The sequence below is a fragment of the Endozoicomonas numazuensis genome (genome assembly GCF_000722635.1).
GTDB lineage: Bacteria > Pseudomonadota > Gammaproteobacteria > Pseudomonadales > Endozoicomonadaceae > Endozoicomonas_A > Endozoicomonas_A numazuensis.
In genome coordinates this window covers 430651-447550 of record NZ_JOKH01000003.1, presented here as the reverse complement: position 1 = coordinate 447550, position 16900 = coordinate 430651, and the positions used below count along the sequence as shown (strand labels likewise).

Annotated in this window: 12 protein-coding genes and 1 pseudogene; 6 read left to right on the top strand and 7 right to left on the bottom strand. The window is 48.0% G+C overall.

What is annotated here, in order from left to right:
• On the bottom strand, nt 1–596 hold a 596-nt coding region (locus GZ78_RS14770), incomplete at its 3' end, for a transposase (RefSeq protein ID WP_161787397.1).
• A 211-nt stretch (nt 597–807) separates the two neighbouring features.
• Here GZ78_RS14770 and GZ78_RS31000 point away from each other — a divergent pair.
• The 5 genes and pseudogenes from GZ78_RS31000 to GZ78_RS14745 form a co-directional block, all read left to right on the top strand.
• A pseudogene (locus tag GZ78_RS31000) lies at nt 808–934 on the top strand (transposase); the annotation flags it as partial.
• 511 nt (nt 935–1445) lie between these two features.
• The gene (gene smc / locus GZ78_RS14760; protein ID WP_034837507.1) at nt 1446–4955 is read left to right on the top strand and encodes a chromosome segregation protein SMC; all 3510 of its coding nucleotides are present in this window, start codon (nt 1446–1448) and stop codon (nt 4953–4955) included.
• 610 nt (nt 4956–5565) lie between these two features.
• Complete coding sequence (gene zipA / locus GZ78_RS14755) at nt 5566–6639, top strand: cell division protein ZipA (protein ID WP_034838356.1); 1074 nt, start codon at nt 5566–5568, stop codon at nt 6637–6639.
• A 139-nt stretch (nt 6640–6778) separates the two neighbouring features.
• Nucleotides 6779–8821 (top strand): NAD-dependent DNA ligase LigA, encoded by a 2043-nt coding sequence (gene ligA, locus GZ78_RS14750; RefSeq protein WP_034837505.1) that lies wholly within the window; start codon nt 6779–6781, stop codon nt 8819–8821.
• A gap of 15 nt (nt 8822–8836) precedes the next feature.
• Nucleotides 8837–9406 carry a transglycosylase SLT domain-containing protein gene (locus GZ78_RS14745; protein WP_152558791.1) on the top strand — a complete coding sequence of 190 codons (570 nt, stop codon included), beginning with the start codon at nt 8837–8839 and terminating at the stop codon, nt 9404–9406.
• A gap of 122 nt (nt 9407–9528) precedes the next feature.
• On the opposite strand, the gene GZ78_RS14740 is transcribed toward GZ78_RS14745, so the two are convergent.
• Together GZ78_RS14740 and GZ78_RS14735 are read right to left on the bottom strand one after the other, a co-directional pair.
• Nucleotides 9529–9795 carry a hypothetical protein gene (locus GZ78_RS14740; RefSeq protein WP_034837503.1) on the bottom strand — a complete coding sequence of 89 codons (267 nt, stop codon included), beginning with the start codon at nt 9793–9795 and terminating at the stop codon, nt 9529–9531.
• A 6-nt stretch (nt 9796–9801) separates the two neighbouring features.
• A complete protein-coding gene (locus tag GZ78_RS14735; RefSeq protein ID WP_034837501.1) occupies nt 9802–10041 on the bottom strand; it encodes a YheU family protein in 240 nt (79 codons plus the stop codon).
• 275 nt (nt 10042–10316) lie between these two features.
• On the opposite strand from GZ78_RS14735, the gene GZ78_RS14730 reads away from it, so the two are divergent.
• Nucleotides 10317–12095, top strand: coding sequence for a hypothetical protein (locus tag GZ78_RS14730; protein WP_152558749.1), 1779 nt, complete (start codon nt 10317–10319; stop codon nt 12093–12095).
• On the opposite strand, the gene tsaA is transcribed toward GZ78_RS14730, so the two are convergent.
• From tsaA to GZ78_RS14710, 4 genes are all read right to left on the bottom strand, one after another.
• Nucleotides 12086–12799 carry a tRNA (N6-threonylcarbamoyladenosine(37)-N6)-methyltransferase TrmO gene (tsaA, locus tag GZ78_RS14725; RefSeq protein WP_034837497.1) on the bottom strand — a complete coding sequence of 238 codons (714 nt, stop codon included), beginning with the start codon at nt 12797–12799 and terminating at the stop codon, nt 12086–12088. The two genes, GZ78_RS14730 and tsaA, sit on opposite strands and share 10 nt — an antisense overlap.
• 95 nt (nt 12800–12894) lie before the next feature.
• Nucleotides 12895–14649: a hypothetical protein gene (locus GZ78_RS14720; RefSeq protein ID WP_034837495.1), complete on the bottom strand. Its 1755-nt coding sequence runs from the start codon at nt 14647–14649 to the stop codon at nt 12895–12897.
• A 246-nt stretch (nt 14650–14895) separates the two neighbouring features.
• Complete coding sequence (locus GZ78_RS14715) at nt 14896–15903, bottom strand: HupE/UreJ family protein (RefSeq protein ID WP_034837494.1); 1008 nt, start codon at nt 15901–15903, stop codon at nt 14896–14898.
• Nucleotides 15900–16895, bottom strand: coding sequence for a peptidylprolyl isomerase (locus tag GZ78_RS14710; RefSeq protein WP_081869870.1), 996 nt, complete (start codon nt 16893–16895; stop codon nt 15900–15902). Before GZ78_RS14710 ends, GZ78_RS14715 begins: the two co-directional genes overlap by 4 nt.
• Nucleotides 16896–16900 lie beyond the last annotated feature (5 nt).

Genomic DNA, 16900 nt, shown 5'->3' with positions numbered 1-16900 from the left:
ATGCTGTAACCACTGGCTTCTTTGTAGGTGTCATTTTCCTCCTGGTCGCATTGACTGGCTTTCTCGATCAGGTCATCAATTTCTGCACTGAGTTCTGCTTCTTTGAGCTTGAGTCGCCCGTAACTCATGGCCTTGTGCTTTGAGCTGTTGGCTTTGAACTTTGAACCGTCCAGACTGATATGCCCGAGCGATGCCAGTTCCAGCTCCATTGCCAGCTTGACGGATTGTTTGAAGCAGTCATGGAAGAAGGACAGGTTATCTTTACGAAAGTCACCCAGGACTCTGAAGTTCGGGCAATTCATTTGCGAGATGTACATAAACGCCAGATCTTGCCGACAGCGACGTTCAATCTCACGGGAGCTGAAAACGCCATGGCTATAGGCGTAGATCAGGATGGCGACAATGAGCTTCGGGGGATAAGCGTGCTGGCCAAGGTGGTGGTATTTTTTTTCGACTTCAGATGTATCAATGCTCTGAAAGATGCCTTCGTAGACAAAACAGTCATGATCTTTGGAAAGCAGATCGAAAATATTGGTTGGAAACAGTAGGTGCTGATCGAACTCAACAGGGCTATCTTTGAATTTTGGTGGTGACATCAGGCATCATCAAGGTTGATTTAAGGCTTATCATAGCGTCCGAGCATAAAATTCAGTAGAACGAGTCAGCTTTTTCACTGAATTTGTGCGAATAGTTGACCTATTTAAGCAAATCCAGTGGAAAAGATGGCCGTTCTTTCTGGATTTTAGGCCGGACTGTCTATTCTCGGTCAGCCTCCTAAGAGAGTAAAATCACTCTGTGAGGTGACCAATGACGACCAAGAAAAAAAGAAAAATCCATTCTCCTGAATTCAAAGCTGAGGCACTGAAACTGGCCGAGAAAACCAGTGTGTCTTCTGCGGCTAAAGAGACTCGGGCTAAAAGAGTCTCAACTCTATATACCCATCATATACCCATCGCCTTTCAAGATGCTACGTTGTTGCCAGCGTTCGCTCATCCCGATCACCTACTACTTGTAGGCTCACGGGCTTCGTTCACTTGACGCCTAACGCCTAGTAGCATCATGAAATCCAATGGGTATAATGGGGTCTGCTATCAAAGAAATAGCTTCTCTTTAAAGAAAGACTAAAACAAGGGTTTTACACGGTAAATTGATGCTCTTTCTGGGCGAAGTCGAGATATACTGAACTTGCCCGAAGGCTGATGGTCAAAGCTTTCGGTTAGAACGACTTTTCCTGAAGGGCCGAATCTGTGTACACTCGTAGAAGTTAAAGAGACTTAATACAGGGAGTACCTTCGGGGACAGGGATTAAGAGGCTGCTTGGATAGTAGCCTCTGGGGCCACCGGAAAAGAGTCGTCAGCGGCTTATATTGAGTCTGTAACTGAGAAAAGCTTTTTTACCGATAACCAGGCAGCTGTGGCCCTGATAGCTATGAATTAAGGATAAGATGCGTCTTAAATCGATCAAACTGGCCGGTTTCAAATCCTTTGTGGATCCCACAACGGTTCATTTTCCCTCCAATATGTGCGGTGTTGTTGGTCCTAATGGCTGCGGCAAGTCTAATATTATCGATGCCGTTCGCTGGGTAATGGGGGAGTCTTCTGCCAAACACCTTCGTGGCGAGTCCATGACGGACGTTATCTTCAAGGGTTCCAACAGCCGGAAGCCAGCGGCCAAAGCTACAGTAGAGTTGATCTTTGATAATAACGAAGGTCGGGTTACCGGTGAGTTTGCTGCCTACAGCGAGATTTCAGTTCGCAGGATGCTAACGTCTGAAGCCAAGAATTTTTACTTCCTTAATGGCAACAAATGCCGTCGGAAAGATGTTATGGATATCTTTCTGGGAACCGGTCTGGGTCCGCGCAGTTATTCCATTATCAGCCAGGGTATCGTTTCCACACTGATCGAGTCCAAACCCGAAGAACTCAGGGTTTTCATTGAAGAAGCTGCAGGTATTTCCAAGTATAAGGAACGGCGTCGTGAGACCGAAAATCGTATCCGTCGGACCAATGAAAATCTGGAGCGTCTGACCGACTTGCGTGACGAGCTGGGGCGTCGTCTTGGGCATTTGCAAAGACAGGCAGAGGCCGCCGAGAAGTACAAAGAATACAAAGCCGATGAACGACTGAAAAAAGCTCAGCTTCAAGCCCTTCGCTGGCAGAGTATCGATGAGTCGGTCAAAAATCAGGAACATGTAATTTCCGAACTGGAAGTCCAGCTGGAAGCGGCTGTTAGTGATCAACGTTCATCTGATGCAGGTATGGAAAAAGATCGTGCACAACAGATGGAGTTGAGCGATCACTTTCATGAAACCCAGGCCAAATATTATGGTACAGGCAACGAGATAACCCGGATCGAGCAGACGCTTCGTCATAAGGAAGAGCGAGCTAAAGAATTGAGTCATGACCTGCAACAGTTGGATCAAAGCTGGCAGGAAGCTCGTGAACAGATGGCAGAAGACCAGTCTCAACTGGAAATGCTGGAAGAAGAAAAGCTGCAGGTTGAGCCTGAGCTGGAAATGCTCCAGGAACAGGAATACATGTCCGGAGACTCCCTTGCTCAGGTTGAAGAAGAAGTACATCGTCTTCAACAGGAGTGGGAACAGTTTAATCAGCGCTCCCATGAGCCTCAAAAAGCAGCAGAAGTTGAACAGTCCCGGATACAACATGCTGAAACGGTTCTGGAGCGCCTGCTGGAACGAGAACAGCGCCTGAGCGAAGAAAGGAACAGTCTGGGTGGAGGGGAAGACCTCGAAGAGATTGAGTTGCTCTCGGAGAAACTGACAGAGCTTGAACTGACCCGCGAAACACACGAACTGAAATTGGAAGAGGTGACTTCAGAAATTGAAGAAAATCGTCTTCAGTTTGATCAGTTGCAAGAAGACCGTGACAGCCATCGCAATGAACTGAGTATGATCAGGGGGCGTCATGCTTCCCTGGAAGCTCTTCAGCAGGCGGCTTTGGGGCAGGATACCGGTGTCATGGTCTGGATGGAGCAGCATGGACTGGAATCGACACCAAGGCTGGCAGAAAAGCTGCAAGTGGAGTCTGGCTGGGAGCTTGCCGTAGAAACGGTACTGGGCGACAGTCTGCAAGCGCTTTGTGTTGATGATCTGGATCCTGTTGCAGGATTGCTCGGGTCTTTGGAGCAGGGGGCTGCAGTGCTTCTCGATGCTTCGCATCATCAGGTTTCAACCGATGCCCGGGGTGATTTGCATGCTCTGGCTGGTAAAGTCCAGTCAGGTAATGAAGCGCAGGGGTTGTTGGCAGGCATTTATATCACTGATTCCCTGGAAGCCGCTTTATCTGCCCGTACTTCTCTTGAAGTTCATGAATCCATTGTCACGAAAGATGGTATTTGGTTATCCAGAAACTGGCTTAGGGTTTGTCGTGAGACAGATAATAATTCCGGTGTTCTCGCTCGTCAGCAAGAGTTGGAACAACTTGGTTTGCGAATGGAAGAGCTGGAATCGCTGAGTCAACAGGTAGAAGAACGCCTGGCCGACGTTAAGATTCAATCTGAGCAGCTTGAAAACCGTCGCCAACAAACTCAGCAGCAAATTACAGAACTCAATCGCAGCCATGGTGAAGTAAGAGCGGACCTCGGTGCCCGAAAAGTAAAGCTGGAGCAGTTTTCTGAAAGACGGACTCGTCTTCAACATGAAATCGCAGAATGTCAGGAATTGAGTCAGGCCGAGCAGGAAAGTATTGGTGAGTCGCGCCTGCGTCTGCAGGAAGCCCTGGATCGAATGGAAATGGACAGTGGTCTTAAAGAAGATCTACTGGAGAAAAGGGAACGAGGCAGAGAAAAGCTTGAACAGGTTCGTCAGAGTTCCCGCCAGGATAAGGACCGCTTGCATCAGTTGGCATTAAGGCAACAGACTATTAACAGCCAGCTTGAATCATTGCGTGCGGCTATTGAACGACTCAGTCAGCAATCCACCAAGCTGCGTGAACGTCGTGAATTACTTCAGGCTTCTTTGTCAGAATCTCATTCCCCTGAAGGCGAGTTGCAGGAACAGTTAGAAGTACTTTTGGCCAGAAGGCTGGAAGAAGAAGAAGCCATGCAGAAGGCCCGCAGTGAGCTGGAAGAAGTTGAACAGCGCATGCAACAATTGGAAAAAAGCCGGCAATCAGCAGAACAGAAAGCGCAGACAGCGCGTTCGAGGCTCGAGAAGCTAAGAATGGACTGGCAGGGTATGCAGGTCAGACGTACGACTTTGGCCGATCAGTTGAGGGAAGATCAGTTTGATCTCGACACAGTGTTGGGCAATATGCCGGAAGAAGCGGCTGAGAAAGTATGGGAGCAGGAGCTGGAGCGACTGCAGGCCCGGATTGACAGACTTGGGGCTATTAACCTGGCAGCCATTGAAGAATACGAAACCCAGTCAGAACGAAAAACCTACCTGGATGCGCAGAACGCTGATCTGGAGTCCGCCCTTGAGACGCTGGAAAATGCTATTCGCAAAATTGACCGGGAAACTCGCCAACGCTTTAAAGTGACCTTTGAAAAGGTTAATACGGGTTTGCAGGAATTGTTCCCCAGAGTTTTTGGCGGTGGTCGGGCTTATCTTCAATTGACTGGAGAAGACCTTCTGGATACCGGGGTGGCTATTATGGCGCAACCACCCGGTAAGAAGAACAGTACCATTCATTTGTTGTCGGGTGGTGAAAAAGCATTGACGGCGATTGCTTTGGTATTCGCTATCTTCCAATTGAATCCATCACCTTTCTGTATGCTGGATGAGGTCGATGCGCCACTGGATGATGCCAACGTAGGTCGTTATGCCAGAATGGTTTCCGAAATGAGTGACAAGGTTCAATTCATCTATATCACTCACAATAAGATTGCGATGCAGGCAGCAAGTCAACTGGTGGGGGTAACCATGCAGGAGCCAGGAGTATCCAGACCCGTATCGGTGGATGTGGAAGAAGCGGCAGCCATGGCTCAGCTCTAAACTTTTTTATGCTCAGAAAAACAGCCTGATGGGGCTGTTTTTCTATTTTTATGACCGACTTTTTTGTACGAAAGTGATTATCGAAAATCAGATTTTGCATACCTGTTTATAAACTGCTTTTGCAGTTGTGCAGGCGACTGGATAAAGTGATCACTACTTAAGTACCTAACCCGTTGTTTTCGAATATCTGGACGGAGGCTTTTTCCATCCTTCTGTGTTCCAACTCTGGTTACGTAGCCAAGGCTACGCGCCCAGTGTTGCGTCTTGAAGGATGAAAAAATCCACTCGCCAGAATATGAGAAAGCAACGGGTCAGATACTTATTACGGATAAACCGTGGTTTGCGCTTGAAGGGACGGCCAATACTCGCCAGAATAGAGTTATAGGTCAGGGCGCTTAATTTATGGTAGCTCTGGTGTTTAACGAATAGTGTTGTGAAAGTGTAAATTAGAAACTTGTTTCAACAATAAACATAAACAATAGTCTGATTACAAATTATTTTGTTGTAACATGAATACGCTTTGACCGATTAATAATATTCAGATTTTTGCGTTTTCGGGTTGTTGATTTACAGGCGACAACAACCCATTGGGTAGACAGGCGGCATGGACATGAGTTTACGAGATTGGTTGGTAATAATCGGAATCGTCGTCATTATTGGCGTTCTGGCTGATGGATACCGCCGTATGCGTCTGGCTAGAAAAAGAGCATCAGAACTGTCTTTCGGTCTTGAAGATGTCAAAGGAAATGAAGACAGCTTCGGCAGTGAGTTGCCGAATGGTGGAGCCAGAAAGTCAGGGGGAGCGACCCAGAAGTTAGAAACAATGAAGAACTGGGTACGTTCAGAGGAACCGGTTCATGTTCCTGTACGGGATCGTATTGAGCCAGAATTTTCCAGTCTTGAATCAGAAGCGGCGCCTGCAGTCAGACCGGCAAAAGAAATACCGGAACGCAAGCCGCCGGTCGATATGCCCGAAATCCAACCTGAACCAGAACCCGTACCGGTTCTGACCCAGGTTGATGAGGCTTCAGAGGTGCTCTCTTCAGAACCCCGCACCAGGATGAAAGAACCGAAGGTCAGAGAAGAAGAACAGGCGATTGTTCAGGAGAGCTTCTCAATAAAGAAGACCGAGGTTGTTGAAGAACTACCGGCAGCAGCACCTCCTCCTGTTGCCGAAGCCAAACCGGCAAGAGCGGAAAAAAGCCACCGTCCTGTAAATCAGGAGAAACTGGCAGACCGGCCCGCAGCCAGCGAAATTCTGGTGATTAATCTGCTGGCTAAAAGCGGCGAAAGTTTTGATGGTGCAAGATTGCTTCAGAGCTTGCTGGCTTCTGGTATGCGCTATGGTGATATGTCCATTTTCCACCGATATGCCAACATGGATGGAACCGGACAAATTCTTTTCAGTATGGCCAATGGTGTTGAGCCGGGTACCTTTGATATAGCTAAGCTGGAATCAACAGAAACTCCGGCTGTCACTGTTTTTATGGGATTGCCAGGGCCCAGAGAACCGCTGAAAGCCTTTATGCTGATGGAAGAAACGGTCCGTCAACTGGCTCTGGATCTGGGCGGTGAGTTGAAAGACGAACACTTTAGTGTACTGACTCAGCAGACGCTGGAGCATTACCGTCAACGTATTCGCGATTTTGAAAGAAAGCAGCTAACCCAGAAGTTGGCTGACTGAACCCACCCCTACACCATGAATCTGAATTCCCCCGAATCTTCGGGGGATGACTCCGTTGAAAACGTGAGGAAAAAGATTCAGGCTGCTTACTCTTTTTATTAATGGCGCTGAACGGCGTCATTTTTTAAGTAATAGAATCATGACTCAAACCACCCTCTCTCTTAAAGAAGCAGAACAGGAAGTTCATGGGCTGCGAGAACAGATTAATGATCACAATTATCGTTATTATGTGCTCGATGACCCGATCATTGCCGATGCCAGCTATGACCGACTACTGCAACAGCTGAAAGCGATAGAGACAGATTTTCCTCAGCTCATCACTCCTGAGTCGCCCACTCAGCGCGTAGGGGCTGCGCCCTTAAAGGAATTTGGTCAGATTCGTCATGAGCTGCCCATGTTGTCCCTGGATAATGCTTTCAATGAGGACGACCTTAACGACTTTGATCGCAGGGTAAGAGAGCGTTTGGGCGTTGCTTCTGAAGTGGAGTATGCCTGCGAACCGAAGCTGGACGGAATAGCCGTTAGCCTTCTATACGAAAACGGTTTGTTGGTGCGAGGAGCTACCCGTGGTGACGGTACTACGGGAGAAGACATCACTATGAATGTGCGAACGATACCGTCTATTCCTTTGCAGCTGATCGGTGATGACTGGCCAGCGCGTCTGGAAGTTCGTGGTGAAATCTTCATGCCTAAAGAAGGTTTTGAAAAACTGAACCAGAGAGCCAAAGCCAGAGAAGAAAAGGTTTTCGTTAACCCCCGTAATGCTGCAGCAGGCAGCTTGAGACAGCTTGATCCAAAAGTAACCGCTAAAAGACCCCTTGATATGTACTGTTACAGTGCCGGTATTGTCGAGGGGGGAACATTACCAGAAAAGCATGCTGACATTCTTAAACGCTTCAAAACCTGGGGTTTGCGGATCAATCCTGAACTGAGAGTGGTTAATGGGGCTGCTGCCTGCGCAGAGTATTTCACCCGAATGAGTCAGAAGCGGGAAAGTCTGCCTTATGAGATTGATGGCATTGTGTACAAAGTCAACAGTCTGACTTTACAAAATCAACTGGGTTTTGTCGCCCGTGCTCCCCGTTGGGCTATCGCCCATAAATTTCCTGCCCAGGAAGAAATGACTCTACTGAAAGACGTTGAGTTCCAGGTAGGAAGAACCGGAGCCATTACACCAGTAGCAAGGCTTGAACCCGTTTTCGTAGGTGGAGTAACAGTCAGTAATGCAACCCTCCACAATATGGATGAAGTAGCACGACTGGATCTTAAGATCGGTGACACTGTGGTGATTCATCGAGCAGGAGATGTTATTCCTAAAGTGGTTCGGACTTTACCTGACCGCAGACCGGATAATGCCAGAGACATTGAGTTGCCTGAACGCTGCCCGGTCTGCGATTCAGAAGTCGAGAGAGATGAAGCAGAAGCCGCAGCCCGTTGTACCGGCGGTCTTTATTGCTCTGCCCAGCGAAAGGAAGCCATCAAACACTTTGCGTCCAGAAAAGCCATGGATATCGATGGTCTTGGCGATAAGCTGGTGGATCAGTTTGTTGAGAAGGGGCTGGTCAATACTATTGCTGACCTGTACAAGCTGACGGTAGAACCTATAGCCTCGCTTGAGCGTATGGGTAAAAAATCAGCGACTAATCTGGTAAATGCCCTCAAGGTCAGTCAGAAAACGACATTGGCCAGATTTGTCTACGGTCTGGGAATCCGGGAGGTGGGTGAGGCAACGGCTCAGAGTCTGGTCGCTCATTATCGAGACTTTGAAGCCATCAAGTCCGCTACTATAGAGCAGTTACAGGAAGTCGATGATGTCGGTCCCATCGTTGCAGCTCATATTGAAAAGTTTTTTAAGCAAACACATAACCTGGAAGTGATTGATGAATTACTGAAGGTAGGGTTACATTGGGAAGAAGAAGCGGAGCCTGACGAAGGCTCTGATCAGCCCCTGGAAGGTGAAGTTTGGGTACTGACAGGCACTCTCCATAACATGACCCGAGATGAAGGTAAGGCAGCATTGCAGAAGCTGGGAGCCAAAGTGACCGGGTCAGTTTCAGCCAAAACCACTGCATTACTGGCGGGGGAAAAAGCAGGCTCTAAACTGATCAAAGCTCAAAGTCTGGGGGTTCGTGTTGTTACAGAAGATGAGTTTATTAATTTGATGCAGGAATGGGGAGTCTGATACGTGAAACGGGGGTTGGCACTGATTATAACCATTACAGGTTTTCTTTTTCTGACCGGTTGTGCCAGTACGACACCACCTGCCAATCCCCATAATCTGTGCAGTGTTTTCAAGGAAAAGCGCAGCTGGTATCGACACGCTGAAAAAGCCAATGAAAAATGGGGGACTCCGATTCAGATCATGATGGCTATCATGTATCAGGAGTCTTCATACCGTCATGATGTAAGGCCTCCCAGACCTTGGTTCCTCTTTATTCCCTTACCCAGAAACTCATCGGCATACGGCTATGCCCAGGCACAGGATGGTACCTGGGATATGTATCTGAAAGAGAATGGAGGCTGGTTCAAGGGCCGGGATGACTTTGAAGATGCTATAGACTTTATTGGCTGGTATACCAACAGAACGCGTCGTGTTAATGGTGTTTCTCTCTGGCGTGCAGATTTGCTTTACCTGAATTACCACGAAGGCTGGGGTGGCTATAAGCGGGGATCCCATAAAAAGAAGCCCTGGTTGATGAATACCGCGAAAAAAGTCCACAGTCGCGCTTCTAACTACGGCGCTCAGCTTCGACGTTGCGGCCTTTGAACATCTCTGTTCACATTTTAAGCTGAGCGAGTCAGACATCCCCGGGTTCATGGTTTTCTGTTGGCTCTTCCGGTTCTGGTGTGCATGTAGTGTCTGCAGCCTCGGTTGAACTGACAGACTCTTCAGTCGTTTCCTGTGTCACCGTGCTGGTTTTTGTTGCTGTTTCTTCTGGCTCTGATAATTGATGAATCTTTCAGAACCTCTGTCAGGGTTATGGGTTCTTCGGGACGTTCCGGATTTTCGGTGAGTGTTTCAGTACTGTGAGTTTCTTCTGCTTTGGAAAAGCGTTGCCCGGTATTGATCAAAAAAATTCCGGTAATACCGTCGTTTAGTGTCAGGTCTACACCGGGTAATCGATTGTACTTATTGCTTGAATCCAGCCCGTTCATAGCTGTTTAAGAGTGATGGATCATAGACTCAAACTGTTGAGCCTCTTTGGCAGGAATAATATTGACACTTCCTGTCTCCGGATCAAAAACAATAGAAACCTCTCCAGATTTCAGCAGTCCCATAACTTGTTGGATACGGCTTTCCTGATCCTGATCAAAGCCGTTATCAGTTCCCTCTCGGCTGACAAAATCGGCAATCAGGTTGTTCAGTGTCTCTTTTTCCAGCTCCTGGTACGGAATGATCAAACCTCAGCTCCTCAAGGTCGTCGTAAGGCTATTTTAAAGCAGAATTATACCTTGCTGTGAGTCACTCGCATATTGCTTAAAGTACACACACATAATTAGGGAGGGTATGAAAAATATAGGCATGCAAAGTGAATACACCATGCCATCGTTGTTTTCTCTTCTAATAATCTGAAGTGAACACTTGAATGAGTGCTGGTCTTTTTAGGTTAAAACCCGGCAGGGTTCATTGGCAGCGTCTAACATAAATGTTTTTTACATTTTCTATTTGGTCTGCCATGTCTGTAAGAATTATTCTCGTTTGTATTTTAGTAATCTGGTGGGCAGGGGCAAAAGCAGGGGCGACCCCCGAACCTTGGTCGAACACCCCACTTTTTCAGTTGGATGGAGACGGTAAGCTTCTCAAGGGACAGGAAGAGGGCTGCGTCATCGTTGGTCATCAGGGAGAAGTTCGGGTTCGTTTTCGTCTTCCCCCCGACAGTTTGGCTGAATTTCCTGGTAAGACAGAAAGCCGGTTTCGTACGGATGGACGTTTTAAAAGCCGGCAAGGAAGGGGGCAATGTTTAAGCAAAGAGCATTGTGAAGATCAGGATGGGAATACGGTTAAGCCTTTCGACTACCATCTTCATGATTTTTATCTGAAAACCGTTTCAATCCACAATGGTAAAAAACGTCAGGAAGTCACCCGACATTCCCAGCCAGATACTATTCAGCGGGTAATTTTTACGAATAAAGAACCGGGTTCATCTTACTGTCCTGACAGTCAAGGCATTTCAAGGGTTGAGTCCTGGTTTGAAGTGGCGGGTTTGTATGTGGGTAAATTGTTTGTGCTCTGGCTTGGAGAGAAGGTTACCGATGGCGCTTTAAGTAATTTCAAAAATGGCGCATTCGCAGAATCTCTGATGCCTTACGGGGTGTTGGAAGCGCAGGTTAAGTTTGCCGATCAGCTCAGGACTCTACTTGAAAATGAAAAGAATATGAGCCCAGGCGACAGTGCCTGTGCCGTTTCTGCTTTGTATGCCGTGACGTATTTCACGTTTCTGAGCCGAATGGGTAAAATAGAATATGAGGAACTGACCACTTTTCAGGGTTTCAGAACCTTTTGGGCATCGGCTATGGCGGGCACAGGGCTGGAGTGTGCCGATCTGAATGGCGTTATGCCTTACGTTGCAGAGGCGCTTTATCCTGCTGAAGGATCAGACCGTTCTGAAGGCAGTCAGGCAATCAGTGAAGTTTTCAAGGGGCCGGTGAATCTGGCGGGTCTTTATATTGGTAAGGATGTTTTTTTCCACCCCAGCATGTATGGCCTTGGTACCAAGCTGAGCATTAAAGGTGCTATCAACATCCGGGATCTGTTGTATAGGGCTAATCATGGTCTGGCTCCTGACTATGCAAATGTAATGCAGGTGATAGAAGATGGGGTCATGTTGATGGCCACTCATCCACTGAAAGGGTCGGATGGGATATTGAATATTCTGAATGATGAATATAAAAAGCAGGTGGGTGGCGGATTGTCAGGACAGTTACCCTTCTCTCAGTCCCATGGTGAGAATGATCAGTCCGGAGAAGTTCTGGTTTACATCTTTGAAGCCATTCTTACCGGTGTAATTCTGAGCTCTGTACTGGATCCTGCCAAGGCTGTAGCCTTGCCTTATCTGGCTCATATGGTCAGGCCGCTGACTGCTGTGGTTCAACCGGTTGTTGCCCCCCCTCTGGCATTAATCAATATCTGTCTGTCGCCGATTGCATGGACTGTAGGAAAAATGGGGTCAGCTGCTGCCTGGGCCAGTTCTCAGGCTATCAGCCCCGTTCGTTATGTCTGTCCGGAACTCATGGGAGCCTTGTCGACAAAAGTGGCAGGTACAGTAGCCAAGGAAACAGGAAAAGCGATTCTTAAAGGGGGGGGCATGGGGGTTGCTCTCAGAACGGTGGGTGACAAACTGGTCAGCCCAGCTGCGGCTCGTTTTGCTGACTATGTCATCAACCAGAGCAACCCTAATAAAATGCATTGGTCCCTGTTTCAGTCTGGCAGGATGGTTACTATTGGTTATGAATAGGGTTCCAGGTCGGTGACCAGAAAGTGATCACCTCTGGACTCCCAAACCACATTAACATCCCAGAGAGCCGAGCCATGTCTGCGCTCGGTAGTCTCTCTCAGATAAGCAGGACGAGGGTCCTGTCCTAATACTTGCCGAATCAGTTCTATCAGTGAGCGTCCGGTCTGGCGCTCATAAGCAAGACATTTGAGCATAGCGGCTTCCGAGAACTCGACTTCAGCCATAATGGCGGGCAAAGGTGCAAACCCACCTTTAGCTTCCGGTAAGGCATCGGCATAGGGAAGATAGGGCTTTATATCTATGACCGGTGTGCCATCCAGAAGGTCAGCTTCAGCCAGTCTGAGAATCAGTTTTCCATTTCCAGATTGAATGCTCTTGAGTTTGACCACAGATAATCCGATAGGGTTCGGCCGGTGGGTCGAACGGGTGGCAAAAACGCCCATGCGTTGTTTACCACCAAGACGAGGCGGGCGAATGGTTGGGCGCCAACCTTCTTCCATCGTTTTATGAAAAATAAAATGAACCCACAGGTGGGAGAAACCTTCCAGCCCACGCACCAGGTTCTCCTGGTTGTAAGGGGGTAACAGTTCCAGCTCAGACTCTGCCGCTGTCACAATGCCGGGTTGGCGGGGAATCCCAAATTTCTGTCGATAGCAGGAGTGAATCACTCCGATTTGTTCAAACTGGAAACTGCTTTTACTCACATTTAACCTGTAATCACTGTCTGAATTGGGCAATATAATAATGGAAAACAGAGGCTCTTAACAGGTATGACCCATCCTCTATATTGGTGAAATATTCACTGGCTCAACCTGATGTGGGTGTTTAAAATAAACGCTTTGCCACCGAAAAAGCCCCCCCCTGAACCTCCATCAGGATCAAAGTCGGTTCGATTCGGTTTCATTTGACTCGCTCCGGATTCATCCCGACATGATACTGACTTGATCTGATCAAGTAGAGCTGCGCGGAAGGCTTTCGACCATCGTTCTATAAGAGACCGTCTCTCGTTATTACTTAAAGTTCCTCTATAAGCATCCAGCTGACTCGGGTAATCTCTTAACGCTTGCTCGTAGGTTCGCCTCCTGCTTTCATAGGGAGCACGAACGTTATCTTTGAAATCACTGATGAGCTGCTGGTGGATCCTTTGTGGAATCTCGTGAAGATCCAGTGGTGTAGGGATCTCTGGCTCTTGGGGGAGAGCAGGAGGGGGTGGCTGTTGCACCTGGACGTTATAATAGTCAGGCCGATCCGGGGTGTTTCCCTGAACAGTAAAATATGATGGTGAAGGAGTACTGACCAAACCTGAAAAGTAGCCTTCACTGGGAGGGTGGTTGCCCACGGGTATGGGTATGCCTCCCGGAGTAAAACTGCCGGGGTGGGATCCGGGTGTAGGAGTTCTCTGCCCTCTTGGTCTTCTTCCTGCATGGAGGGTAGGATGATGGCCAGTGTTATCAATACCTGGATCATCTTCCTGGAAGGTAGGATCATCCGCGAGCGGGTCCAGTGTTGCCGGTGGAGGCACCAGAGTCTCTAATTCGGGGGCATGTTGGTCTGTGTCTGGCTCAGGAACATGAAATACGGGAGACACAGCTGCTACATTGAGCGGATTATGAGGTATGGCTGGAACGGGCGTAACCTGGGGTTGTGGTGCTGTCTGAGTGGTAAAAATCTGTACAAAAAAAGCCTCACCGGTATGCTGCTGATGAAACACAAACCCCAGCAAAACCTGATGCGACGCACCGGCATTCTTACCAATGACTGCGTGAATGGACCATCGGCAATCAATTCCTAACAGGTTGTCGTACATGGAATCATGCCATCCTTTGGAGATCCTCGTCAGAGCGTTTTGCAGATTGAATCCTTCTGTCCAGTTAAACTCACCATGGGGTGATAAAAAACCACGGGATTCAAGATCTTCTAATAGGCGGGTAGTTCCATCCACAATCAAACCGCTCTCTACAGAAGTGCTATAGCCTGATCCTTCTTGATTTTCTGTGTGAGTGATGACTGTGCTCTGTCTTCTATCACTGGAAGTGTGTGAGATAGAGAAATCCATTCCTCCCGTAAAAATTCGATTCGGAAGTGCTCCATGGGTATTGAGTGCAACCGCGCAGGCAGGGGCGGGGGGTGGAAGTGGAAGCTGTTTTCTGGGGCTTTCAGCCTCCTTGCTTTTATTTTTTCCAGTTAGTCGCCTTTTAAGAGTGTTTGTTGACTTGGGGGAAGCGCTCTGTTCAGGAACGGGTGGTTTTTTAACTTCCTGTTTCTCAGGAACGGGTGGTTTTTTAACTTCCTGTTTCGTCTCGGAGACCGTTTTCATAACATGCTTGTGGGTAAATTTCAGGTCCTTAGGAACTACTGGTTGAACCTCTCTTGAAACATCAGTGACTGAAAATTCACCTTGAACCGGAGAGGCTCCCTGGGCAGGCAGGGCTGTCACTTCAAAGCTTTTCCAGTACTGTAAAGACTGGAAGTCAGGAATATTCAAAGCAGTGAAAAAACCACTATACAACGGGTGATTAAGTGGTAAGAAAAAAATGTTGAGTACAAAACCCAAAGCGACCGCCTGGGGTGTGCACAGGAAAAAAAGTGTTGCCGTCCTAATAAGTTGACTGAGCCACCGACTTGTTATTATTCGCGTCAACATTGTGATTACCATGCCCTGAAAAACAGCAGAGTATTAACAAATAGATCAAAGGCTCGTTTGTCGCAAATGGACTAAAGAAATAATGACTGAATACGGAAGGGTAAAAGAATTTTCCTCTTCAAAGGGTGGTTTTGAAGAGGAAATGGTTTGATATTTTCAGATTGCCAGTAAAGGTTCTAGACCTATTCGCTGCCAAAACCAAAGTGCAGCAACTGCGCCGATGGCATAGGCCGGTGTCAGCCTGGCCAGTTGTTGAGAAAGTGACGACCAGTCCGATTTGATTTTAAGAATACCCTTCCAGATCACAATAAATACCGCTATGACCAGGAGCTGACCAATCTCAATACCAATATTAAATGCGGCCAAAGCCAGAGGGATATCATTCGTTGGCAAACCAAACTCACTGAGAACACCGGCAAACCCCATTCCGTGTAACAGGCCGAAGCCTCCTGACATTAGCCACGGGCGTCTTCTGAACAAACTCTTTGAGTCATTCCTGATGACTTCAGCCGCCGCTACCACAATACTCAGCGCAATAATGGCTTCAACCAGCATAACCGGAAAGTTAACGTAGCCCAGCGCCGTCAGGGAAAGAGTCACTGAGTGACCGAGAGTGAAGAGCGTAATGGTCCAGACCAGTTGTCTGCCCCAGCCTACCAGCAAGGTCAGCATGATGACGAAGAAGACATGATCCAGCCCGGAGAGCAGATGATCAAATCCTGAAACAACATAAGTCCACATGATCTCAAGAGCGTCAGGTGCGGGTGAAAGGGTAATAGCTGGATCATCGCTGCTGAGCATTTGATGATAAAGGTTGCCATCCAGCGTCTTCATTCTGAAAAGAACACCGGAGGGGCTGCCGTCCAGTCCTTCTACCCTGAACTCACTGCCAATCAAATCAATTGAAGAGCAGTCGGTCGTCCACTGGACAACCTGCCCTGTTCCCTCTTGATTTCCGGTAAGCTGACTGTTGCTGATACAGCCTTCTGGCAGTACGGGTGTCAGTCGTATACCGGGCATGGGTTTCAACGATGTTTTCCAGATAACCAGAAAGTTTCCGGGTGTTTGTTCGTTCATGGCCCATAGACCGGGAGCCATGGGGTGAGCACTGACTTTACCGGACAATATCAGCAGAAGCGGGAATAACAAAAATAGGTTCTTCATAAAGTACGTTCCCTACTGAAATCCGGGAAGGTCATGGTTGAAGCATCAAGACCTACATCTGCAACATCGATGATGTAATTTTCTTTCAACTCCTCAAGCTCGCGCATCAGCATGTTTTGTCGTTTATCGCGGAGGATTCTGGAGCGAATATGTTCGGCTACTTCTTTCAAGGGTCGGTAGTGATCCAGTTTTGTCTCCTTGACCCAAACCAGATGGTAGCCATAACTGGAGGCGATCGGGCCATGCCATTGACCTGATTTCATAGTCATAACTTGACGTGCAAAATCAGATCCCAGTCGCTTTGACAATTGTTGCTCATTCAGAAAAGGCAGCTGGTGGCCATTAAAGAAAGGATCACCGGAGCGTATGGCGTCTTCTTTAGCTACTGGCATAGCGGCAAGCAGGCTATTCGCCCTGTTCAGCGAGTTTTGTTCAAAACCGCCAAAAAACACATGACTGATCTTGATCGCACCAGGCTGGCGATATTGTTCTTTATGTTCCTCATAGTAGGCTTCCAGTGCCTTCTGGTCAGGAGCATCCACCGGACTCTCTGCCGAAATAACTTCTTTCATGGATGAGACCAGGTAGCGTCGAATCAGAGGGTCGGTTTTATCGAGCCCAAGTTTAAGGGCTTCTTTCTCATTGGCTACAGCGTTCTCCCGGGCATCACCCTCGGTAAGTTTGAGAAAGCCTCCCAGCTGTTGCAGTCGATTTTTAACGACAGGCAGCTGATCAAAACGACGATTCATGGCTTCCTGAAATAAAATTTCATTCTCAATGCTGGCATCGATCAGCATGGCCGTACGCTGAGCGTCAGGAGTTCTGCCGGTTTGCAGTTGCCATTGAACCTGGAGGTCTTTGATCTGCTGTTCACTGATGGAAATCACCGGAGCCGGCTCCGGCTCGGCAGTGACCCAGAGAAGGGCCATGCCAAGCCAGAGGCAGTGGAGTAAAGGTGATAACAACAGACGTTTTCCCATACGTCTTATCATATTGA

Coding starts and splice junctions, on each gene's coding strand:
- GZ78_RS14730 (WP_152558749.1), top strand. CDS start 10,317: ATGTCTGTAAGAATTATTCTCGTTTGTATTTTAGTAATCTGGTGGGCA.
- ligA (WP_034837505.1), top strand. CDS start 6,779: ATGACTCAAACCACCCTCTCTCTTAAAGAAGCAGAACAGGAAGTTCAT.
- zipA (WP_034838356.1), top strand. CDS start 5,566: ATGAGTTTACGAGATTGGTTGGTAATAATCGGAATCGTCGTCATTATT.
- GZ78_RS14715 (WP_034837494.1), bottom strand. CDS start 15,903: ATGAAGAACCTATTTTTGTTATTCCCGCTTCTGCTGATATTGTCCGGT.
- smc (WP_034837507.1), top strand. CDS start 1,446: ATGCGTCTTAAATCGATCAAACTGGCCGGTTTCAAATCCTTTGTGGAT.
- GZ78_RS14710 (WP_081869870.1), bottom strand. CDS start 16,895: ATGATAAGACGTATGGGAAAACGTCTGTTGTTATCACCTTTACTCCAC.
- GZ78_RS14740 (WP_034837503.1), bottom strand. CDS start 9,795: ATGAACGGGCTGGATTCAAGCAATAAGTACAATCGATTACCCGGTGTA.